General features: G+C 70.2%; 11 protein-coding genes. All 11 read right to left on the bottom strand.

Features of this window, described 5'->3' with window-relative positions:
• Positions 1–13: 13 nt before the first annotated feature.
• The 11 genes from ACFVDO_RS17710 to ACFVDO_RS17660 all read right to left on the bottom strand — a co-directional run bounded on the left by ACFVDO_RS17710 (position 14) and on the right by ACFVDO_RS17660 (position 18,714).
• On the bottom strand, positions 14–1,840 hold the full coding sequence (locus tag ACFVDO_RS17710; protein ID WP_378859003.1) for an RDD family protein: 1,827 nt from the start codon (positions 1,838–1,840) through the stop codon (positions 14–16).
• Entirely contained in the window at positions 1,837–2,604 is a 768-nt protein-coding gene (locus ACFVDO_RS17705) for a hypothetical protein (protein ID WP_378859002.1), read from the bottom strand. The genes ACFVDO_RS17710 and ACFVDO_RS17705 overlap by 4 nt, the downstream gene beginning before the upstream one ends.
• On the bottom strand, positions 2,601–4,268 hold the full coding sequence (locus ACFVDO_RS17700; RefSeq protein ID WP_378859001.1) for a serine/threonine-protein kinase: 1,668 nt from the start codon (positions 4,266–4,268) through the stop codon (positions 2,601–2,603). The genes ACFVDO_RS17705 and ACFVDO_RS17700 overlap by 4 nt, the downstream gene beginning before the upstream one ends.
• Positions 4,265–5,548 carry an FHA domain-containing protein gene (locus tag ACFVDO_RS17695; RefSeq protein WP_378859000.1) on the bottom strand — a complete coding sequence of 428 codons (1,284 nt, stop codon included), beginning with the start codon at positions 5,546–5,548 and terminating at the stop codon, positions 4,265–4,267. Before ACFVDO_RS17695 ends, ACFVDO_RS17700 begins: the two co-directional genes overlap by 4 nt.
• Complete coding sequence (locus ACFVDO_RS17690; protein WP_378858999.1) at positions 5,548–6,366, bottom strand: PP2C family protein-serine/threonine phosphatase; 819 nt, start codon at positions 6,364–6,366, stop codon at positions 5,548–5,550. The genes ACFVDO_RS17695 and ACFVDO_RS17690 overlap by 1 nt, the downstream gene beginning before the upstream one ends.
• Positions 6,363–7,592, bottom strand: a complete 1,230-nt coding sequence (locus ACFVDO_RS17685) for an RDD family protein (protein WP_378858998.1) — start codon at positions 7,590–7,592, stop codon at positions 6,363–6,365. The genes ACFVDO_RS17690 and ACFVDO_RS17685 overlap by 4 nt, the downstream gene beginning before the upstream one ends.
• A complete protein-coding gene (locus ACFVDO_RS17680; RefSeq protein ID WP_378858997.1) occupies positions 7,589–9,985 on the bottom strand; it encodes a transglutaminaseTgpA domain-containing protein in 2,397 nt (798 codons plus the stop codon). Before ACFVDO_RS17680 ends, ACFVDO_RS17685 begins: the two co-directional genes overlap by 4 nt.
• Positions 9,982–11,244, bottom strand: coding sequence for a DUF58 domain-containing protein (locus tag ACFVDO_RS17675; RefSeq protein WP_378858996.1), 1,263 nt, complete (start codon positions 11,242–11,244; stop codon positions 9,982–9,984). The genes ACFVDO_RS17680 and ACFVDO_RS17675 overlap by 4 nt, the downstream gene beginning before the upstream one ends.
• 1 nt (position 11,245) lies before the next feature.
• The gene (locus tag ACFVDO_RS17670) at positions 11,246–12,217 is read right to left on the bottom strand and encodes an AAA family ATPase (RefSeq protein WP_378858995.1); all 972 of its coding nucleotides are present in this window, start codon (positions 12,215–12,217) and stop codon (positions 11,246–11,248) included.
• Between the two features lie 270 nt (positions 12,218–12,487).
• Positions 12,488–12,625 (bottom strand): hypothetical protein, encoded by a 138-nt coding sequence (locus ACFVDO_RS17665; RefSeq protein ID WP_378858994.1) that lies wholly within the window; start codon positions 12,623–12,625, stop codon positions 12,488–12,490.
• A gap of 11 nt (positions 12,626–12,636) precedes the next feature.
• Positions 12,637–18,714 carry an Ig-like domain-containing protein gene (locus ACFVDO_RS17660; RefSeq protein WP_378858993.1) on the bottom strand — a complete coding sequence of 2,026 codons (6,078 nt, stop codon included), beginning with the start codon at positions 18,712–18,714 and terminating at the stop codon, positions 12,637–12,639.
• Positions 18,715–18,739 lie beyond the last annotated feature (25 nt).

Below are 18,739 nucleotides of genomic sequence, written 5' to 3'. Positions count from 1 at the left end.
TCGGGGCGGGCGATCACGGCTGATCGATCCGCAGCATCCGGTCGCCGAAGCGCACGCTGTCGCCGGCGACGAGCGGCTGGGGCTGCCCGGGCACGAGTGGCGTCTCGACGCCGGCGCGCAGCACGGCGGAGCCGTTCGTCGACCCACGGTCGACCGCGAGCAGGCCGCGACGGGTGGGCATGATCGCCAGGTGCGTCTTCGACACGGAGCGGCTGTCGTCGGCGAGCGGCACCAGCTGAACGGAGCCCTCGCCGTCGGCCGGCTTCGGCGAGCGCCCGATGAGCACGGTCGCCCGCACCTCGATGCGCTCCCCCGTGTCCAGCACGATCACCGCGCGCGGGACGGATGCCGCAGTGCCGCCCGTCGGCGTGCGCCCTGCGGCAGCTGCTGGTGCCGCTGCAGGAGCGGCAGCCGGGGACGCGGGAGCGCCGGACCCGGCAGCGCCAGGCGCGGGAGCGCTGGATGCGGAAGCGTCGGAAGGGCGAGCGCCGGGCGCGGGAGACGCAGGCGCAGCCTCGTCCGGGGCCACCGTCTCCACCGGGATCAGCGTCTCGGCGGGGATACGCGTCTCTGCGGCCGCAGGAGCGGCAGCCGAGGCGGGCGTCTGAGCGGCCGGCGCGGGAACCGCCGGCGCGGGAACCGCCGACGCAGGAGCAGCCGACGCGGAGGCGGCCGGGGCAGGAGCAGCCGAAGCGGGAGCCGCCGATGCGGGAGCAGCCGACGCGGAGGCGGTCGGGCCAGGAGCAGCGGGTGCAGACGCGGCCGGCGCGGGCGCGGGAGTCGCAGGGTTCGCCGCTGCCGACGGCCGCGGCGCCGGCGCAGAGGCCGCCGCCGGCGATACCGGAGCGGGCGCGACTGGCGCAGGCACCGCTCCCTCGGCCTGCGGCTTCAACGAGGGCACGCCCGTGATCATCCCCATCGCCGCCGCGGTGCCGGCCGGCGCGAACGGTGCGGGCGAGGGCGTCTGAGACGCACCCGATGCCGGGGTCCACGCCGGGGCCGCCGTCGGTGCCGGCGCGGGGTTCGACGGTGTGGCGAGCCCCCCGCCCGCCGACGGCGCGGCAGGCGCCGCGGCATCCTGCGCGGTGTTCAGACGACGCGCGCCGAGCACTCCGCCCGAGAAGCGGCCGGTCGGCACGTACTCGGCCGTGCCGGGGCGGTCCACGGCCGTCGCGAGCGAGGGCAGCGGCGCCTTCTCCTCGTGCAGGGTGACGGTCTGCTGCTTTCGCGCGATGCGCATCCGCTTGACGTCGTAGGGGTCGAGTCCCTTCCGCACATCGATGAACCAGGTCGCGGCGACGAGGTCCGGCCAGCCGCGGCCGCGACGCTCCGAGTCGAGGAAGGGTGAGATCACGATGACCAGCAGCGGGCCGAACAGCGGAACGACGAACGAAGCGCCGAGGATCAGATACCTCACCACCGCACCGCGCCAGAACCCCGGTCGCTCCAGCGTGCGCACGTTCACCGAACGGATGCCGAAGATCGCCTTGCCCAGGGTCACGCCCTTGCGGCCGTGCAGGATCAGTTGCACGAGCGTGTATGCCGTGATCAGCACGTTCGAGGCGATCACCGCGACGAGCAGCCAGATCAGGTCTCCGCGCTTCCCGAAGGCCACGCCGTCGAAGGTCCCGGCTGCGATGGACGACAGGATCGGCACGAGCACCAGCGTCGCGGGCAGCGCCAGCAGCACGGCGAGCACGATCTCGGTCAGGGTCGACAGCACCCGCATCCCGGTCCGCGCCGGTACGAGGCCGAGCGCCCTGGCGTAGCCCGGGTCGGGACGCCCCTGCGCATCGAGCCCCTCGATCGCCTTCTCTCCGCTGTCGACCTCCCAGATCATTCCGCGTCGTTCTCCGATTCCGTCTCGTGATCCTGGTCGAGCAGCGGCAGGTCGTCACGGGTGACCAGGCGCGAGGTGACCGCGTACTCCACCAGTCGAGCGCGGCGGTTCGTGGCGCCGGAGCGCACTCCGCCGCGCATGCCGGGCACGCCGATGCGATCGAACTTGTCGCACACGTTGTCGAGCTTGCGGTTGAACCTGGTCACGGTCCACCCCAGGCGCTCGGCCGCGGCGGCGGACGACGGGATGGCACTCATCCCGGTGCCGTCGCGGCGCAGCATCGGCTCGGCCAGCGCCACCACCAGTAGCTTCTGGCTGAGCGTGAGCGGCACCTCGCCGATCGTGGAGTCGCCCTCGAGCAGCTCCTGGCGCACCGGACGGAACTTCGGCTGCGTGGAGTGCACCACCAGCTCGTAGGTCGTCGGGCCGGCCGAGAACACGATCGTGGTGAGGGCGAACACCAGCGGCAGCCGCGCGCCAGGCGAGAGCCAGGCCTGCACGCCGCCGGACGCGTCCGTCACCGAGGCGGACAGCCGCGTCCCGACGTTCGCCAGCCACCACAGGCCCTGCTCCTCGGAGATGTCGAGGAAGTGCCGGTGCAGGAACAGGTTGTCGTCGATCGCGAGGTCGCCCTCGCGGCCGACGGTGAAGCGGCCACCCGCAAGCACCGGGAAGTACTCGCCCGCGAACTCGACCGTGACCTGCCCGGGCGAGGCCGGCTTCACGATCGGCTGGGCGTCGGTCTGCAGCTCCTCGTCGGTCATTCCGTGCACTCCCGCACCGCATCCGAGCCGCGGCCCTTGTCGCGGCGGAGCACCACCTCGATGCAGGTGGGCCCGGAGGGCTGGGCGTCGATCGTCGCGGTGGGCTCGTCGGTGCGGACCGACTCTCCGTTGCCCTCCAGAGTGACCGGCGCCCAGATGTAGGAGTCGCCCTCCTGCGGGTCGGCGTTCTTCCAGGTGAAGACGACCTTGTCGCCCTGACGGACACCGTTCAGGTCCTCGACCTGCGGCACGTAGTCGGGGATCGGGTTCGGCGGATCGGGATCCACATCCGTGCGATTCGGCGTCGGCTTCGGCGCCGCGCTGTTCAGCGCTCCGCCGGCCCACCAGGCTCCGCCGATGATCGCCACCACCAGCACGACGGATGCCACGACCCAGGCCCACACCGGCATGCCGCGACGCTGTGCCGGCGGCGCTGCCACGGGCTCGGGCGCCGCCGCGGGCGCCGGCTGCGGGGACTGCTGCGGCTGCGCCGCATCCGGTGACAGCACGCGCGGAGCGCGCAGCATCGTGCGGTCGTCGTCATCGTCGTCGGATGCCGTGGGTGCGGTATCCGACGGACGCCCGCGCTGCACGGTCGCCTCGAGCGCGGACGCGTCCAGAGCGGATGCCGGTGCCGAGGTGAACGCGGGGGTGTCCGCGGGGACGTCGCCCGCGGAGATTCCGGGTGCCGGATGCTTGCGCTCGGTCGTCGCCGACGGACGGGTCGGCTCGATGCTGACGATCTCGCGCACCCGCGTGAGACCGTCGTCGTCCTCTTCGACGCCGCCCTCATGCGGCTGGTCATCGACGATGTCGACCGGGGTCACGGAGTGCGACAGCTCGATCTGCACCTTCTGCAGCGCACGGGCGAACGCCACCGCACTCGGGTAGCGATCGGCGGGGTTCTTCGCCATCGCCTTCTCGAGCGCCGCCTGCAGACTGCCAGGGGCGTCGGCCCGTGCCAGCGACGGCAGCGGCGAGCGCTCGATGCGCTCGATCAGATCCGCACCGGAGTTGCGTCCGCCAGGCTGCTCGAACGGCGAGCGCCCGGTCAGCAGCGTGTACACCGTGGCGCCCAGCGCCCAGACATCCGATCGGGGCGTGGCCGAGGGCGGATCGCCGAACGACTCCGGCGGCGACCACGGGATCGACATGCCGGTGGCCTCGCCGACGCCCTGCGTCGTCGAGGCGATGCCGAAGTCGGTCAGCGCCGGCCGGTTGTACTCGGTGACGAGGATGTTGGCCGGCTTGATGTCGCGGTGCAGCACACCCGCGCGGTGCGCGGTCTCGACGGCTCCGGCGACCTGGATGCCGACGCGCAGAGCCTCGGCGACCGAGAAGCGCTCGCGGCGCGCACGCAGCTGCAGGTTCGGCCTGGGGCAGTACTCCATCACCAGATAAGGCCGGCCGTCGCCGGCGACGCCGGCCTGGTAGATCGTGACGATCGCGGGATGCGTGGAGAGCATCGCCATCACGTTCGCCTCGTCGGCGAACTCCTTCGCCGCGCTGTCGGTGATCCGGTCGGCGAGCAGGACCTTCACCGCGACCTTGCGGCGCGGCATCTCCTGCTCGTACAGGAACACATCGGCGAACCCGCCTGTGCCCAGCGGGTCGAGGTAGGTGAACCCGGGCAGTGCGGGCGGTGCTGACGGCGGACGGCTCACGGCAGATCCTCGAACGTGATCGTCACCCCGTCGCCCAGGTCGACGGTGTCACCACTGACGACGACGTTCTGCTCACCGGGGTGCAGCCGCACCGGGTCGGCACCGGTGCGCAGCAGGGTCGAGCCGTTCGTGGTGTGCAGATCGATCACCACGCAGGAACCGGCCTCGGGGCGGATCTCGAGGTGGCTCCGCGAGATGTCCTGCTGCGGGCTGTCGACGGCGATCAGGTGCGGCAGGTTGTCACCGCTCGCACGCGTCGACCGCGGACGCCGTCCGATGATCACGGGGCGGTCGAGCTCGACCACCTGACCGGTGGACATGCGGATGCGCCCGCGCCCGGAGACCGGGACGTCGAGCACTTCGGTGGCGGCATCCGGCACGACCGGCGCGGGCGGCAGCGGGGGTACCGCACCCTCCCCGCGCATGGCGCGCAGCTGCGCGAGCGAGATCGTTGCGCCGTCATGGTCACCCGGTGCCGGCGGAGCGGGCGGTACGGGCGGGACCGGTGCGGCGAGGGACGCCGCGCTGACGATCGTCGACTCGACGTCCTCGTCCAGCCCTCCGGTGAGGCCCAGCGTCTCGAAGGGGTCGGTCTGCGGGGCGGGGTCGAGTTCTGACTCCGGCTCGATGACCGGCTCCGGGACGACGTTCGGCTCCGGCTCAGCGACCGGCTCAGGCACGAAGACCGGCTCGATCTCGGCGACGGGCTCCGGCTCCGGCTCCGGCTCCGGGACGAGGATCGGCTCCGGCTCCGCAACCGGCTCAGGCACGAAGACCGGCTCGACCTCGGTGACGGGCTCCGCTGCGGGCACGGGGAGCGGCGCAGCCGCGGCATCCTCCTGCGTGAAATCGAGCGTGATCCTGGCGGCGGTGATCACGCCGTGCGCGATCGGCAGCACCCGGCCGTTGACGTCTTCGTCGACCAGGATCTCCGCGTCGGATCCACCAGGCACGAAGTGCTCGCTCCAGGTGGTGACCTCGGCGCCGGTGAAGGTGCGCTCGTCGCCGTCCGTGTCGGTCACGCGCGCCGACACCCGGCCGCGCACCGCAACGCGCAGGTCTGTGCCCTCGCGCACGACGGCGACGAACGGCGGGATCGCCGCGAACACGCCTCCGACATGGCTGGTCAGCACGTCGACGATGGCACTCATGCCGACGCCGCCCTCGATCACGTCCCAGAGGCCGTCGACCAGGCGGTCATCGGCGTCCGGTGGCAGCACGACGACGCTGGTGCGCCCGATCAGCGACCACCATGTGCCCAACTCGTATCCCGCTCGCATCACTGCACTCCTCCGGTGGCCTCGGCACGCGGCAGCGTGTCGACGTCGATGTCGATGGTGTCGTCGCCCCCCGCGCCCTCCGGGCGCGTCCTGACATGCACGGCGTCGACGACGACCGCCGTGATGTTGTCACGTCCGCCCTGCTCCAGAGCAGCGGCGACGAGATGGTCCGCAGCGACCTGCGGGTCTGTGTGCTGGGAGAGGATCCGCGCGATGACGTCATCGCCGACCTCCGAGGACAGCCCGTCCGAGCACACCAGGATGCGGTCGCCGGTCTCCGCCGGCAGCATCCAGTAGTCCGCCTCGCCGGTGCTGCCCGCGCCCAGCGCGCGCGTGATGATGTTCCGCCGGCGGTCTCCGCGCGCATCGGACTCGAGCAGCTCACCGGCGTCGATCAGCTCCTGCACCACCGAGTGGTCGACGGTGATCTGCTCGAGCTCGCCGTCGGCGAGACGGTAGGTGCGCGAGTCGCCGATGTTCACGGCGAGCCAATAGCCGACGCCGTCGACGGATGCCACGGCGACGCCGCTCAACGTCGTGCCTGCGCGCCCGGTGCCGGCATCCGAGAGCGCGTCGATGCGGATCTTGGCGCGCGCGATCGCGAACCGCACATCGTCGAGCCCGACGACAGGACGTCCGACCAGACCGGCGAACTCCTGGATCGCTCCCGCACTGGCCTCTTCCCCGGCCTGGTGCCCGCCCATGCCGTCGGCGACGAGGAACAGCGGCGCCTGGACCAGCAGGGAGTCCTCGTTCAGGGTGCGGCGCAGCCCCGCGTGGGTGGCCCAGCCGCACGAGACGACGATGGGAGGGATCATGCGTATCCGCCGATCGTGACGACGCGGTCGCCGATCTCGATGACATCGCCAAGGCGCACCCGCGTGCGCTCGCCCGGCACGCAGGCGATCCGCACGCCGTCGCGCACGATCGTCATGCCGTTGGTGGAGTGGCGGTCCATGATCCAGCCGCCGGAGACCTCGGACGCCGCCTCGAAGTGCGTCTTAGACAGCGAGAGCGTCTCGTCGCGGACAGGCACGATCACCGCGCCGTCCTCCGGCGAGGGGTTGCGCCCGAAGATCGTGCGCCGCGAGACGGTGACGCGGCTGCCGTCGTCCCAGGTGAACACCAGGCGATGGCCGGGGATGCTGATCCGGGTGTCCTCGATCTCGTCGGGATCGACGGGCTGCACCGGTGCGGGTTCAGGCTCGGGCTCGGGGCGCACGGGCGCGGCCGGGGCGACACGCGACTCCTCTGCGGGGGCCGGAGGCTGCACCGGCTCGGCCGGCGTGGAGTCACGGGTGACGCCCGGGACGGACGCGATCAGCGCCTCCGCCGGAGCGGGCGCCGCCGGAGTGCTCGGAGAGACGACCGTCTCATCCAGGTCCGCAACGCCGGCGGCCGCCGGCGCCACGGGAGCGGGTGCGGACGGAACCGGCATCGGCGGACGCGGCGGGATCGGCATCGCCGCGGTCGGCGCAGCGGGCATCGCCGTCGGTGCGGGAGGCATCGCGGCGCTCGGCGCAGCCGGCATCGGGGCGGCGGGCATCGCCGTCGTCTGCGGCGCGGCCGGGGCTGCCGGCGCGGCCGGCGCCGGCGAGACCCGCGCATCCAGCATCAGCGCACCGGCGGCCTTGTCGTGCCAGCCCTGGAACCGGCCGGAACCGTCGAACAGCGGCGAGAAGTACCCGACCACGATCCAGGCGGTCACACCGAACACCAGGTTGCGCAGCAGCGCCTTGCCGAATCCCAGCGGTGCGTCCTCCGTCGCCCGAGACAGGCGCAGGCCCTGCGCACGCATCCCGATCGATCCGCTGCCGCCCTGCATCGCCGTGTACACGAGCAGCCAGGCCAGCATCACCAGCGACATGATCCCGTATCCGACAGCGGTCACGACGAGGATCTTGTCGGGTCCGGCCGTCGCCGCGATCACGACGACGACGATCGTGAGCACGATCATCAGCCCCGCAGCGATCAGTGCGTCCACGACATAGGCCAGCACGCGCCGGTTCACCGGCGCGACCTGTCCGAAGGGCGGTGTCGTCATTTGGTCTCGCTCTCGGGAGCTGCAGAATCGGGGGCTGCAGAGGGGTTCTTGTCGATCGTGCCACCATCGCGGCGAACGCGCGCAGCCGCGGCATCCTTCAGCTCGCCGAGCTTGGCCGCCATCACGCCGCCGCCGAGCAGCGAGCGCATGTTCAGTCGCGCACGCAGTCGCTTCCAGAAGCCGGCTTCCGCGCCCATGCCCGCGACGATGCCGTCGACCTCCTGCCAGAACGCGTCGACGTCCTCAGGTGTCGGGTCGGTCGGACCGAACACCTGCGCATCGGCGCGGTCGGCCAGCGCGGTGACCGACGGGACGGAGAGCGTGGAGGCCACCGTCGCCGCATCCTCGATCCTGGTCGCGCCCGGCGCGGTGTGCGCGCCGTAGTCGCTGGCGCGGTCGGTGAGCTCGTCCCAACCGCCACTGATGCGGTCGGCCGTGTTCTCGGCATTGCGGCGGCTGCGCCGGCGAGCAGCCTTCCACGCACCGATCACGATGAACGGAGAGGCGAGCAGGGCGATCACGCCGAGCGAGATCCCGCCGATCGCGAGGATGGCGCCGATGATGCCCCAGATGTTCGCCGAGTCGTCCTCGGGCTCTCGATCGTCGGGGAGCGTCGGCGGCAGGTCGACGGGCTCCTGCGGAGGGGGCGGCGGCTGCAGCACCTGCGGCTTGGGGTCGACCTTGGGCTTGGTGTTCTGCTGGTTCGGGACCTTGTCCTCCGGCGGAGTCGGGTCGAACGGCAGCCAGCCGAAGCCCTCGAAGTTCACCTCGACCCAGGCGTGCACGTCGTCGCCGGTGGCCTTGAACACCTTGTCCTTCGCGTGGTCCTCGTCGGGGTAGTACCCCATGACCACCCGAGCGGGGATGTCGAGCTCGCGCGCCATCAGCGTCATCGTGACCGCGTACTGCTCGTCGTCGCCGATCATCTGCTGGCCGCCGAGCAGCGTCGTGATGCGCTCCGCGCCGTGCCCGGCCCGCGAGATGACCTCGCCCTCGAGGCCGTGGCTGAAGTAGCCGCCCTCGGCGAGGAAGGTCTCCAGCGCACGGACCTGCTCGATGGGGGTCTTCGCGTCCTCGACGGTCTCCGCGGCGAGCGTGGCCAGATCCTCGGGCACGTTCGTCTGCTTGCTCTTGGGGACGACACCGAACTTCGCGTCGGCGAGCTGGGAGTCCTCGACCGCGGTCGGCAGGATCGTCTGCAGCGTGTAGGCGTCGCCCCTCTTCAGCCCGGGGACGGCGACGGCGGTGCCCGTCGACGGGTTGTAGTAGGTGTTGCGGCGCAGATCCTCGGCGCGATCGCCCTCGAACGTGATCTGCGAGACCGACCCCGTGTCGGGGAGCCACACTCCCTTGTAGTCGCCGATCGTGAAGCGCATGGTCGCCGGGATGCCCTCGGCGTCAGGCGACATGTTCGTGCGGATCGGCGTGAAGGCGCTGGACGTGCCGGGGCCGCCGTCGGTCACGTTGTAGACGACGCCGTCGTACTCGTCCATCGCCCCGAGACGGATGCGCGCGCCCTTGGGCAGGCCGGTCGCTGTGAACAGCGTCTCGTCGAGCTCGTCGCGGACGTTCTTGCGGAACGACTGCAGCGGGCTCGCGTAGTCGTGGATGTTGAACGGAGGGATGATCACGTCGCGGAACACGTGGCGCGGCTGTGCGGGCGCGGCCACCGCACTGGCTGCGACGCCCGCCCCTGCCGCGATCGCCAGCACCGCGGTCGCGCCCAGCAGCCGACGCATCCGCATCTGCGCACCGCGCGCCGGGTCGGCTGCGGCCGCCTCGATGACGCCGTCCTGCGGAGCCCACCAGGTGCGCAGCGACACCCAGGCCGCGGCGACGACGGAGAAGACGATGCCCTGGACCAGCGGGAACGCTGGATCGGGAACGCCGAGTGCGATCACGAGCCCGAACGCCGCACCGGCCGGGATCAGCGCCCAGCCCGGGCGCCGCAGGCGCAGCGCGAGCGATGCCGTGGTGACGCTCGCGACCAGTGCGACGAGGAACGGCACCAGGCCGAATCCGTCGACCACCGACACCGGGGCCACGGTGGTGAGCAGCTGCTTCCAGCTGGTCACGGCTCCGAACGCCAGGCCGGTCAGTGTGTCGAGCCCCGGCACGACGCCCACGATCGTGGTCTGCGGCAGCGCCAGCGCACCGCCGAACACGAAGTAGGCGACGACGGTCAGACCGGCGACGATGAGGATGCCCCAGCCCCGCCAGGCGCACACCGCGGCCACGAGCAGGCCGAGCAGGATGCCGCCGATCGCGGCGGGCAGGAAGCCCGGTCCTCCGAACGTGGGCCAGAAGCCGGCGAGTGCCGCACCGACCAGCAGCGCAGAGGCGCCGAGGTCGATCAGCCACCGTCGCAGCGGCAGAATCGCTTTCGCGGTCATGACAGGACTTTCTGAAGTGCCAGGGGGAGCTGGTCCAGTGCTCCGATGGTGATGACGTCGGCCTCGCCGATGCGACGCAGCTCCGGCTGGGCGAGCGTGCCGTCGACGACCACGGCGAGCGCCTTGGCACCGAACGGCATCCGGGCGCAGGCGATGCGGAGATCGTCGTTCGAGACGGCGGAGCCGCACACGAGCGCGACGACGCTGGCCAGAGGCACAGTCGCGGCGATCACGCCGGCGAGGTCGGCGATGCCGCCGTCGCGATGCTTGGACTCCTCGACTGCGGACAGCGAGTCGAGCAGCTGCTTGCCCGTCCCGGACGCGAGTTCCCTGCCGGGAACCCGCACGTCGACGCGCTGCGAGTCGCGCAGTGCGCGCAGGCCGATGGTGCCGGCCACCGAGATGCCCAGCTCGAAGTCGGATTCTGTGCGGTAGTCGCGGTCGGATGTGGAGAGGCCGATCACGAAGTGCGAGCGCCGGGTCTCCTCGAACTGCCGCACCATCATCGTTCCGGTGCGTGCGGTGGACTTCCAGTGCACGTGTCGCAGATCGTCGCCGGGCTGGTACTCCAGCAGCGCGTGGAAGGAGACGTCGTCGCGGGAGAGGTCAGCGGCGGGGAGACCCTCGAGGTCGCGGAGGAAGCCGAGCGACTGTCCGCCGAACATCGTTGTCTGCGGATGCACGAACAGGTCCACCGGCTCGTCGCTGCGCCGCGCCCGCTCGAACAGGCCGAGCGGATCGCCGCGGACCACACTGACCGGGCCGACCTTCACGACGCCGCGGCGCTGGGTCGGGATGGCGAAGAGCTCCTCGGCCTTCTGCCCCGGGCTGAGTCGATGGATGCCGAACTCGCCGCGCCCCGAACCGACGGGCAGCACGACGCGCGAAGGCAGGATGGCGCGACTGCCGCGGTTCGACAGCGTCAGCGCGCCGACCGCCCGCTCACCCACGACGACTCGGGTGCGAGCGAGGTCGAGCGCGACGTCGTACTCGGTGCGGCCGATCAGGAACAGCGCGCAGATCACGACGACCAGCGCGAGCACGAGGCCTGCGACCGTGAACTCCAGCCATCCCAGCAGCTGCCCGACGACCCAGAGGCCGATCGCGAGGGCGATGAGGATCCAACCGAGCGGGCGGACGACGCTCGCGATGCGCTGCAGGCGCGCGCCGACGCGGGAGGCGACGACGGCGGCGATGTCGCGCCACCCCGCCTCTGGCTGTGCGCTGCCCTGCCGCGTCGCGAGCGTCTCCGCCGACACGTCAGGCCGCCACTCGGGCCTGCGGTGCTGCGACGGAGTCGAGCACGCGGGCGATGACGGTCTCAGTGGTCGTCCCTGCGAACTCCGCCTCGGCGTCGAGCATGAGGCGGTGCTGCCACACGGGGCGGATCAGCACCTTGATGTCGTCGGGAAGCACGTAGTGGCGGCCGTGCGCGGCCGCCCACACCTTGGCGATGCGCACCATGGCGATCGCGCCGCGAACCGAGACGCCCAGCTTGGCCGCGGGGTCGGTTCGGGTGGCCTCTGCGAGCTCGGCGACGTAGCGCAGCACGGCGGGCTCCACGTGGGCGGTGGCTGCGAGGTCGGCCATGTCGGCGACGGCACCGGTCGTGATGATGGCGCCCAGCGCGGCGGCCGGGTTGCGGACGGATGCTCCGGCCAGAATGCTCTCGGTGACCTCGAGCGTCGGGTAGCCCACGGACGTCTTGATCAGGAAGCGGTCCAGCTGCGCCTCCGGCAGCTTGTAGGTGCCCGCCTGCTCGACCGGGTTCTGCGTCGCGATCACGAGGAACGGACGGCCGGTCTCGTGGGTCACGCCGTCGACGGTGACCCGCGACTCCTCCATGACCTCGAGCAGAGCCGACTGCGTCTTCGGCGACGCACGGTTGATCTCGTCGGCGAGCACGATCGACGCGAAGATCGGTCCGCGATGGAACTCGAAGCGGTGCTCCTGCTGGTCGTAGATCGTCACACCGGTGACGTCGGAGGGAAGCAGATCGGGAGTGAACTGGATGCGGCTGCTGGTGCCCTGCACGGTTGCGGCGAGAGCCTTCGCGAGGCTGGTCTTGCCGGTGCCGGGGGCGTCCTCCAGCAGCACGTGGCCCTCGGCGAGCATCGCCGAAAGCACCAGGCTGACGATCTCGCTCTTGCCCTGCAGCGCCTTGTCGACGTTCTCGACGAGGCGGTGGAAGGTGCCCTGGAACCAGGCCGCCTGTTCGGGGGTCATGCTCATCTGCTCATCCTTCGTTCGTTCAGTTCCTTGGTGCGCGGGCTGGGCGCCCGCTCTCGATCGGCGCGGCGCGCAGTCCGCCGCCGATCATCTCGAGAGTGATTGAGCCGGGGGCGACCCTGCCAGTGGGAATGGGCGCGCGCGGCCACGACAGCGCCATCATCCACACTCCAGTTCGACGTTCTCCGGTCGGATTCGTATGTGCGGCGCCTCGCAGCGCCTCCCCCAACTTACGACTTCGCATGTTACCGCGGCGATGGTGAGAACTACCCATCACCGGTTCGCCGCCGCTGTCGTGGACGCCGTGCGACGGGTGGCCTGCTCCGGCCGCCAGCGCACCGGGGCATCCTGACCGGGCAGGCTGAGGGCCGAGGACGGGAAGTCATCCCCGTCCTCGGCCCTCAGTCCCACGGCCTGTGCGTCTATGGTCTCGGCCAGTAGTTCGGCTCGGTGTCCTGGCTGTCGCCCCAGCCTGAGATGTCGACCCAGACGTTCACGCCGTCGCGGCCCTGCCAGCACCCGATCTCCTGGCGTCCGCTGCCGTTGAAGTTGATCGTGTAGGGGTAGTCGCTCACGGCGCCGTAGTCGGCCCGGCAGTACACCGTCTGCGAGCCGATGTTGAGGTTCTCCCAGTTCACGACGAACTTGCGGCAGCCGTTGACGCACGAGCTGGTCGCCGAACCCTGTGTCACCCACACCCGCGGCGGGGGCGGATCGTTCGTGCGCGCGGATGCGGAGCCGTCGCCCGACCAGCCACGGGCGTTCTGCACCTGCACGCGGATCGAGTGGCTCTGCGAGTAGCCGTTGCCAGCGGTCGTCGAGCTGTTGCTGCTGACGCTCTGCCAGCCGCCACCGTCAACGCTTATGCGCGCCCCGGTGATGTCGGACCCGTTGTCCCCGTTAGGGCTCCATCGGAACGTGATCGACGTCCCGTTGTTCGTCGCGGAGACGTTCGGCGCCGGCGGTATGCCGAACGGCGTCCTGCTGGCGGACGATCCTGACGGATCGGAGATGTAGTCCTTGCCGTCGACGTTCGCGACCGCGCGGATCCGCACGGTGTACGGGGTGCCGTTGCTCGCCGCGATGGTGGAGCCGTTCCAGTTGCTCTGCCAGCCGCCGTTGTTGAGGCTGTACTCGTACCTCATCTCCGTCGTGCTGGCGCCGTTCAGATCGCCGGCTGCAAGCGTGTACGACGCCTTGGTGACGTCGAGCTGCTTGTCACCGGCGCTCACCGATGGCGTCCCCGGTGTGCCCGGCTTGATGGCGGCGCGGCGCGGCGCGGATGCGTCGCTCCAATCGCCCCAGTTCGACCGGTTCTGCGCACGCACCTTGTAGGTGTACGCGGTCGTGGAGGTGTCCACGACGACGGCCTGCGAAGTGCTGCCCGCCGGAACCGGCAGCGTCTGCACGACCCGGGAACCGTTGATCACCTGCAGCTCGTACCCGTCGATCGAGTCGCCGTTGTCATCCGGCGCCTTCCAGTTCACCTGCATCTGCGCTCGGTCACCGACCGCGGCGAGCTCCGCCGTCGTCGGCACTGCCGGTTTGGCCGGCGGACCGGACGGGATCTCGGGCAGCGAGTCGATGCTCCAGGTCGAGGCATCCGGCGCCAGGTTGTGCGCCTGGATCCGAGCCGTGTACGACGAGCCGTTCTCCAGCCCCGTCCAGACGTACGAGTTGCCGGTGAGGTTCGTCTTCTGCCCGGAGCCGAGGCCGCCCACGAGCTCCAGCGTGTAGTACTGCACCGGTGAACCCGGCGTCGACGGCGTCACCCAGTTGATCGTCAGCTGCTTGTCGCCGTAGACCAGGGTGGGCGCGGAGGGCGTGTCCGGGCGCGCATCGGGGCGCGCCTCGTCGGAGGACGGCGAGGATTCGGACTCGCCGACCCTGTTGGTCGCCGTCACCTGGAACAGGTACTTCACGTTGTTCGTCAGGCCGTCCAGGGTGCAGGTCGTCGACGTGCACTGCTTCTCGTACGAGTCGCCCTGCACCGAGCGCACCGTGTACCCCGTGATCTGCGCGCCGTTGTTCGCGGGCGGCGACCAGGAGAGCACGACCTTGCGGTCCTGCACGCTCGAGACCTTCGGCTTGCCCGGAGCATCCGGCTTGCCCTGCACGGTCAGCACGATCTGGCCGTCGACCTCGCGGTCGGCGTCCTCGGTGATGTCGCCGATCCGGTAGCGGACCACGAGCGTTCCGACGAACTTCGCGTCCGGCGTCACGTCGACCTGGTCGCCGCGCACCGTGATCGAGCCGGATCCGCTCTCGACCTCGGCGCGGATCAGCTTGAGATCCCCCTCGCCGAGGAACGGGTTCACGTCGTTCGCCAGCGGCGAGACGGTGATCTTCTCACCCTGGTTCGTCTCCGGGAAGCTGTCGGTGTTCGCCGTCGGGAGCTCCCGCGTGGACGCCGTCACTGCGACGTCGATGGTGCCCTCGACGGGCTCCGTCGTACCGTCCGTGACGCGGACGGTCAACGATGCGCCGGTGCCCTTCTTCGTGTTCGCCGACGCCTCCACCAGCAGCTTCGAGCCGTCCATCCGGGCGGAGATGCCACCGGTCGCGCCGCTCACGTACGTGAAGCTGTGCTTCCCGGCATCCTTGGGATCCGGATCGTCGACCAGCGGTGCCAGGTCGATGGATGCCGCGGGTTCGCCCGGCGCGACGTTGAGCTGCGCGTGGGTGAACGTGGGCGGCTGGTTGTCGGGCGGAAGCACCGTGATCGGGATCGACAGCGTCGCCTTGCGTCCCTTCGGATCATCGGGCCCGTTGCCGTCGGTGACCTCGAAGTACAGCGCGTCCGGGCCGAAGTAGCCTGCCGCGGAGGTGTAGACGAGCGTCTTGTCGTCCTTGATGAGGTTCGCACCGCTCGAATGCGATGCGGAGACCTTCTCGGCCTCGGTGATCACCACGTGGCCGCCGCCCGCGACGGTCACGTACTCGTTCAGCGGAACCTCGACGGTCTTGCCGCTGACGACTTCGATCGAGGCGCCCGCCTTGACCACCGGCGCCAGATCCTTGAGAGCGGGCACGTAGATGAAGGCCGCGTTCGTCTGGTCGTCCTGGTCGGTGACCGAGTAGCGGATCACCTGCGACTCCTCACCGATCGTGACGCGAACCTTGCGGTTCTCGAGGAGCCTGCCACCGGACTCGACGTCCAGCTTCAGCGCGTCGGTGACGCCGTCAGGGTCCTCGTCGTTCGCGAGCACGTCGACGTCGATCGTCGTCTTGTTCTTCACGTCCTCGGACTTGACCCGATCATCGCGCGCGATCGGGAACAGCAGCGGCACATCCTTGTCGACGGTCACCTGCACGACGGCCGTCGCCTCGGCACCGCGCTCGTCCCTGATCGTGTACCGCAACGAGGTCTCCACCTCTTGGTCCGGCGCCTGCACCAGGATGCGGTCGCCCGAGACGCGCGCGTCGAAGCCCTTGACGCCGGGGGCCAGTTTGATGCCCTTCTTCACGAGCGCGATCTCGTCACCCTCGGGGTCGGAGTCGTTCGCCAGCACGGGCACCGCGACCTCACGACCGGGCCGCACCACCACCGAGTCCTTCACCGCGTACGGCGACTGGTTGGACTCCTCGCTGGGGGCGATGCCGACGTGCACGGTCGCGACGCCCTCCTTGCCGAGGTGGTCACGCACTTTGTAGGTGAACGTGTCCACGCCGGTGGAGTCGTCGAATGCGTCGTAGACGAGGTAGTCCTGCTCGACGGTCACCCGGCCCTTCGTCGGGTTCGAATCCAGGCCGAGCAGCTCGACCGAGTCGCCGTCCTGGTCGATCCCGTCCAACGGGATCGCGATGTTCGTCGTCGTGCCGCTCAGCGTGCGCGCCGTCACATCCCGCGGCCGCGGCGCAGCGTTCCTCTTCTCGTCCACGGCGAGGATCTGGATGGTGATGTAGCCGGCGTCGACCTGGCCGTTCGCATCGACCACGTTGTACGTCGCGTAGACCGTCTTCGCCTTCGGTCCGGCACGGAAGCGCACCTTGTCCTGCGAGACGAACGCCTCGCCGTCCTGCGGGTCGATGAACGGCTCCACCAGCGCGGACTGCACATGCATGGTCGCGTCGTTCGGATGCGTGTCGTTGTCGAGCACCGGGATGGTCACCACGTCACCCGCACGGACCACGGCCGTGTCGTCGTTCGCGACCGGCGGAAGCAGCTTGTCGGGCGCGGGGATCGGGATGACCACGACATCGCCCTCGGCCGTCTTGGAGCCGTTGGAGATGCGGTACTTGATCCGCACCTGCTTGTCCAGACCGCCCTGGTCACCGATCCGCAGCGTCTCATGGTTCAGCACCGAGACGGACACACCACTGCCGGGCTCGACTGTCACCGACTGCACGACCAGCATGCCGCCACCCGGATCGGTGTCGTTGTTCAGCACACCGACGAGCGCCTCGCCACCGGTCGGCAGCAGCGCGACATCGCGCACGGCGATCGGCGCCAGATCCTCTGTGGTCTTCTCCTGCACATCGATGCGGACCAGACCCGTGGCCGTCGGCACACCCGCTGTCACGAGGTACTGCACGTAGTAGACACCCGGGGTGTTCGACCGGAAGGTGAAGGTCTTGTTCGGGTAGTCGGGTTCGATCGTGGCACCCTCGACGGTGTCCACCCGGTTCAGCCGCAGCTGCTCGCGGCTGGAGCTGGTGTCGTTGGCCAGCGGTGACACCGTCACCTGGGTGCCGACCGTGGTGACCACGTGGTCGGCATTGGTCTTCGGCAGGGTCGAGCCGACGGGACGCACGTCGAGCTGAACGATCCCGTTGGCCAGCTCGCCAGAACCGTCAGCCACGATCACCTGCACCTCGTGCCGGCCAGGAGGGCTCGAGACCGCACGGTAGGTGATCTGACCATCGGTGGTGAAGTCGACCTCGTCGCCGGGAGCCGCGACGACATCCTTGAGGTAGACGTCATCGCCGTCCGGGTCGATCCAGTCCGGCAGCACGTTGTACGACACCGTGCCACCGGCTTCGACGGCGATGGCGCTCTTGCGCTTCGCCTTCGGAGCGGCGTTCACGCTCCAGTCGTGCACCGACACGGTCACCTTCGCGGTGTCCTTGCCCTTGCGACCGTCATCGACCTCGTACTCGAACGTCGCCGCGCCCGAGGCATCCTCCGGGACGGCGATCTGCAGCGCGCTGCCGTTGTTGATCGGCTGCACCTCGCCCACCGAGGGCTGCTTGCTCGACAGCGCTGCGACCAGCACGTCGCCGTCCGCGTCGGTGTCGTTGTCCAGCACCGGCAGGAACGTCGTGCCGCCGGGGCGCACGCCGAACTCGTCGTCCTCGGCGACCGGCTTCGTGTTCTCGTCGCTGCGCTCGGGGAGGGAGGTCTCCACCGTCTCCTCGGTGGTGTTCTCCTCTTCCTCGGTCTCGCCCTCCGGAGGAGTGATGTCGTTCCAGTTGTCGACCTGCTGCAGGCTCTCGGTGGCGATCCACGCCATGCCGCCCACGACATCGTTCAGGACGACGACGTTCCGGTTGACTCGGAACTGAAGGCTCGACGACGGCTTCAGATTCGGGATCTGCTGCTTGAGGTCGGCGGACTTGCCCACGCAGTCGCGCACGAACGCCCCCGAACCGCCCCAGGCGCCGTAGGCGCATCCGGCGACCCGCACGGGAGCCGCGGGAACACCCTGCGCCCTGGCGCTCGTGGCGACGACGTCACCGCCGTCCAGCGGCACGTCCATCAGCTCGGACGCGGTCGCGACCGACACGGCGTCTGCCGCGCCAGAGGGCTGCTGCAGCACGGCGGAGTCGGCATTCGTGATCTCGGTGCGGAACCCGCCCGGCGACATCACGACGCCCTGCGCCGCGTCCAGGACCACCGGGGTCTCGCCGACGGCGGTGATCGACGGCTCGCTCGACGCCTTCAGCCCGTCCACGGAGGAGATCTGAGGGTTCTCCGGGTCGCCCTGCGGAGTGACGCGGATCGTGTACACCGCGGAGTCCGCAGGCGACACCGCATACACCGTGCCGTCCTGGCCGACGGCGATGTCGGCGTTCTTGCCTAGTTCGACGAGTGGCTTCTTGCCTGCGAACTCGAAGTTCGCCATGCCCTGCAGCGAATTGACCCACAGCCCGCCGGACGCGCGATCAAGGATCGCCACGGTGTTCTCCGCGAGCGCCACCTTGCTCGAGCCCGGGATCGGCACAGCATCGTTCAGCGACACGGTCGCCGGGTTCACCGTCGCAAGAGTGGCGTCATCACGGTTGACGACAGCGATCGTGGCCTCGTCCTGCAGGATGTCGAAGTCCTCGCCCGCCGTGCGCAGGCCCGCATCGAGCAGAGTCGACTCGTTGTTGAAGTGCCCGACCAGCAGACTGGACGACTTCGTGATCCAGACACCGCCGTCGTTCAGCTCGACCTCGGTCGTCGGGTTGCCGTCGTACGCCATCGCCATCGTCGTGATCGCGACGGCACCTGCGGTGACGACAGCGGCCGCGGCCAACGTCTTCGGGCGCGTTCTGACCCACGCGAACGCCTTCATATCCATTCCCCCCTGGAACTGCAGT

Origin of the sequence: Microbacterium sp. NPDC057741, from assembly GCF_042798735.1 — a bacterium.
Classification (GTDB): domain Bacteria; phylum Actinomycetota; class Actinomycetes; order Actinomycetales; family Microbacteriaceae; genus Microbacterium.
The sequence above is the reverse complement of the archived record's forward strand: the minus strand, read 5'-3'. Positions and strand labels throughout refer to the sequence as shown.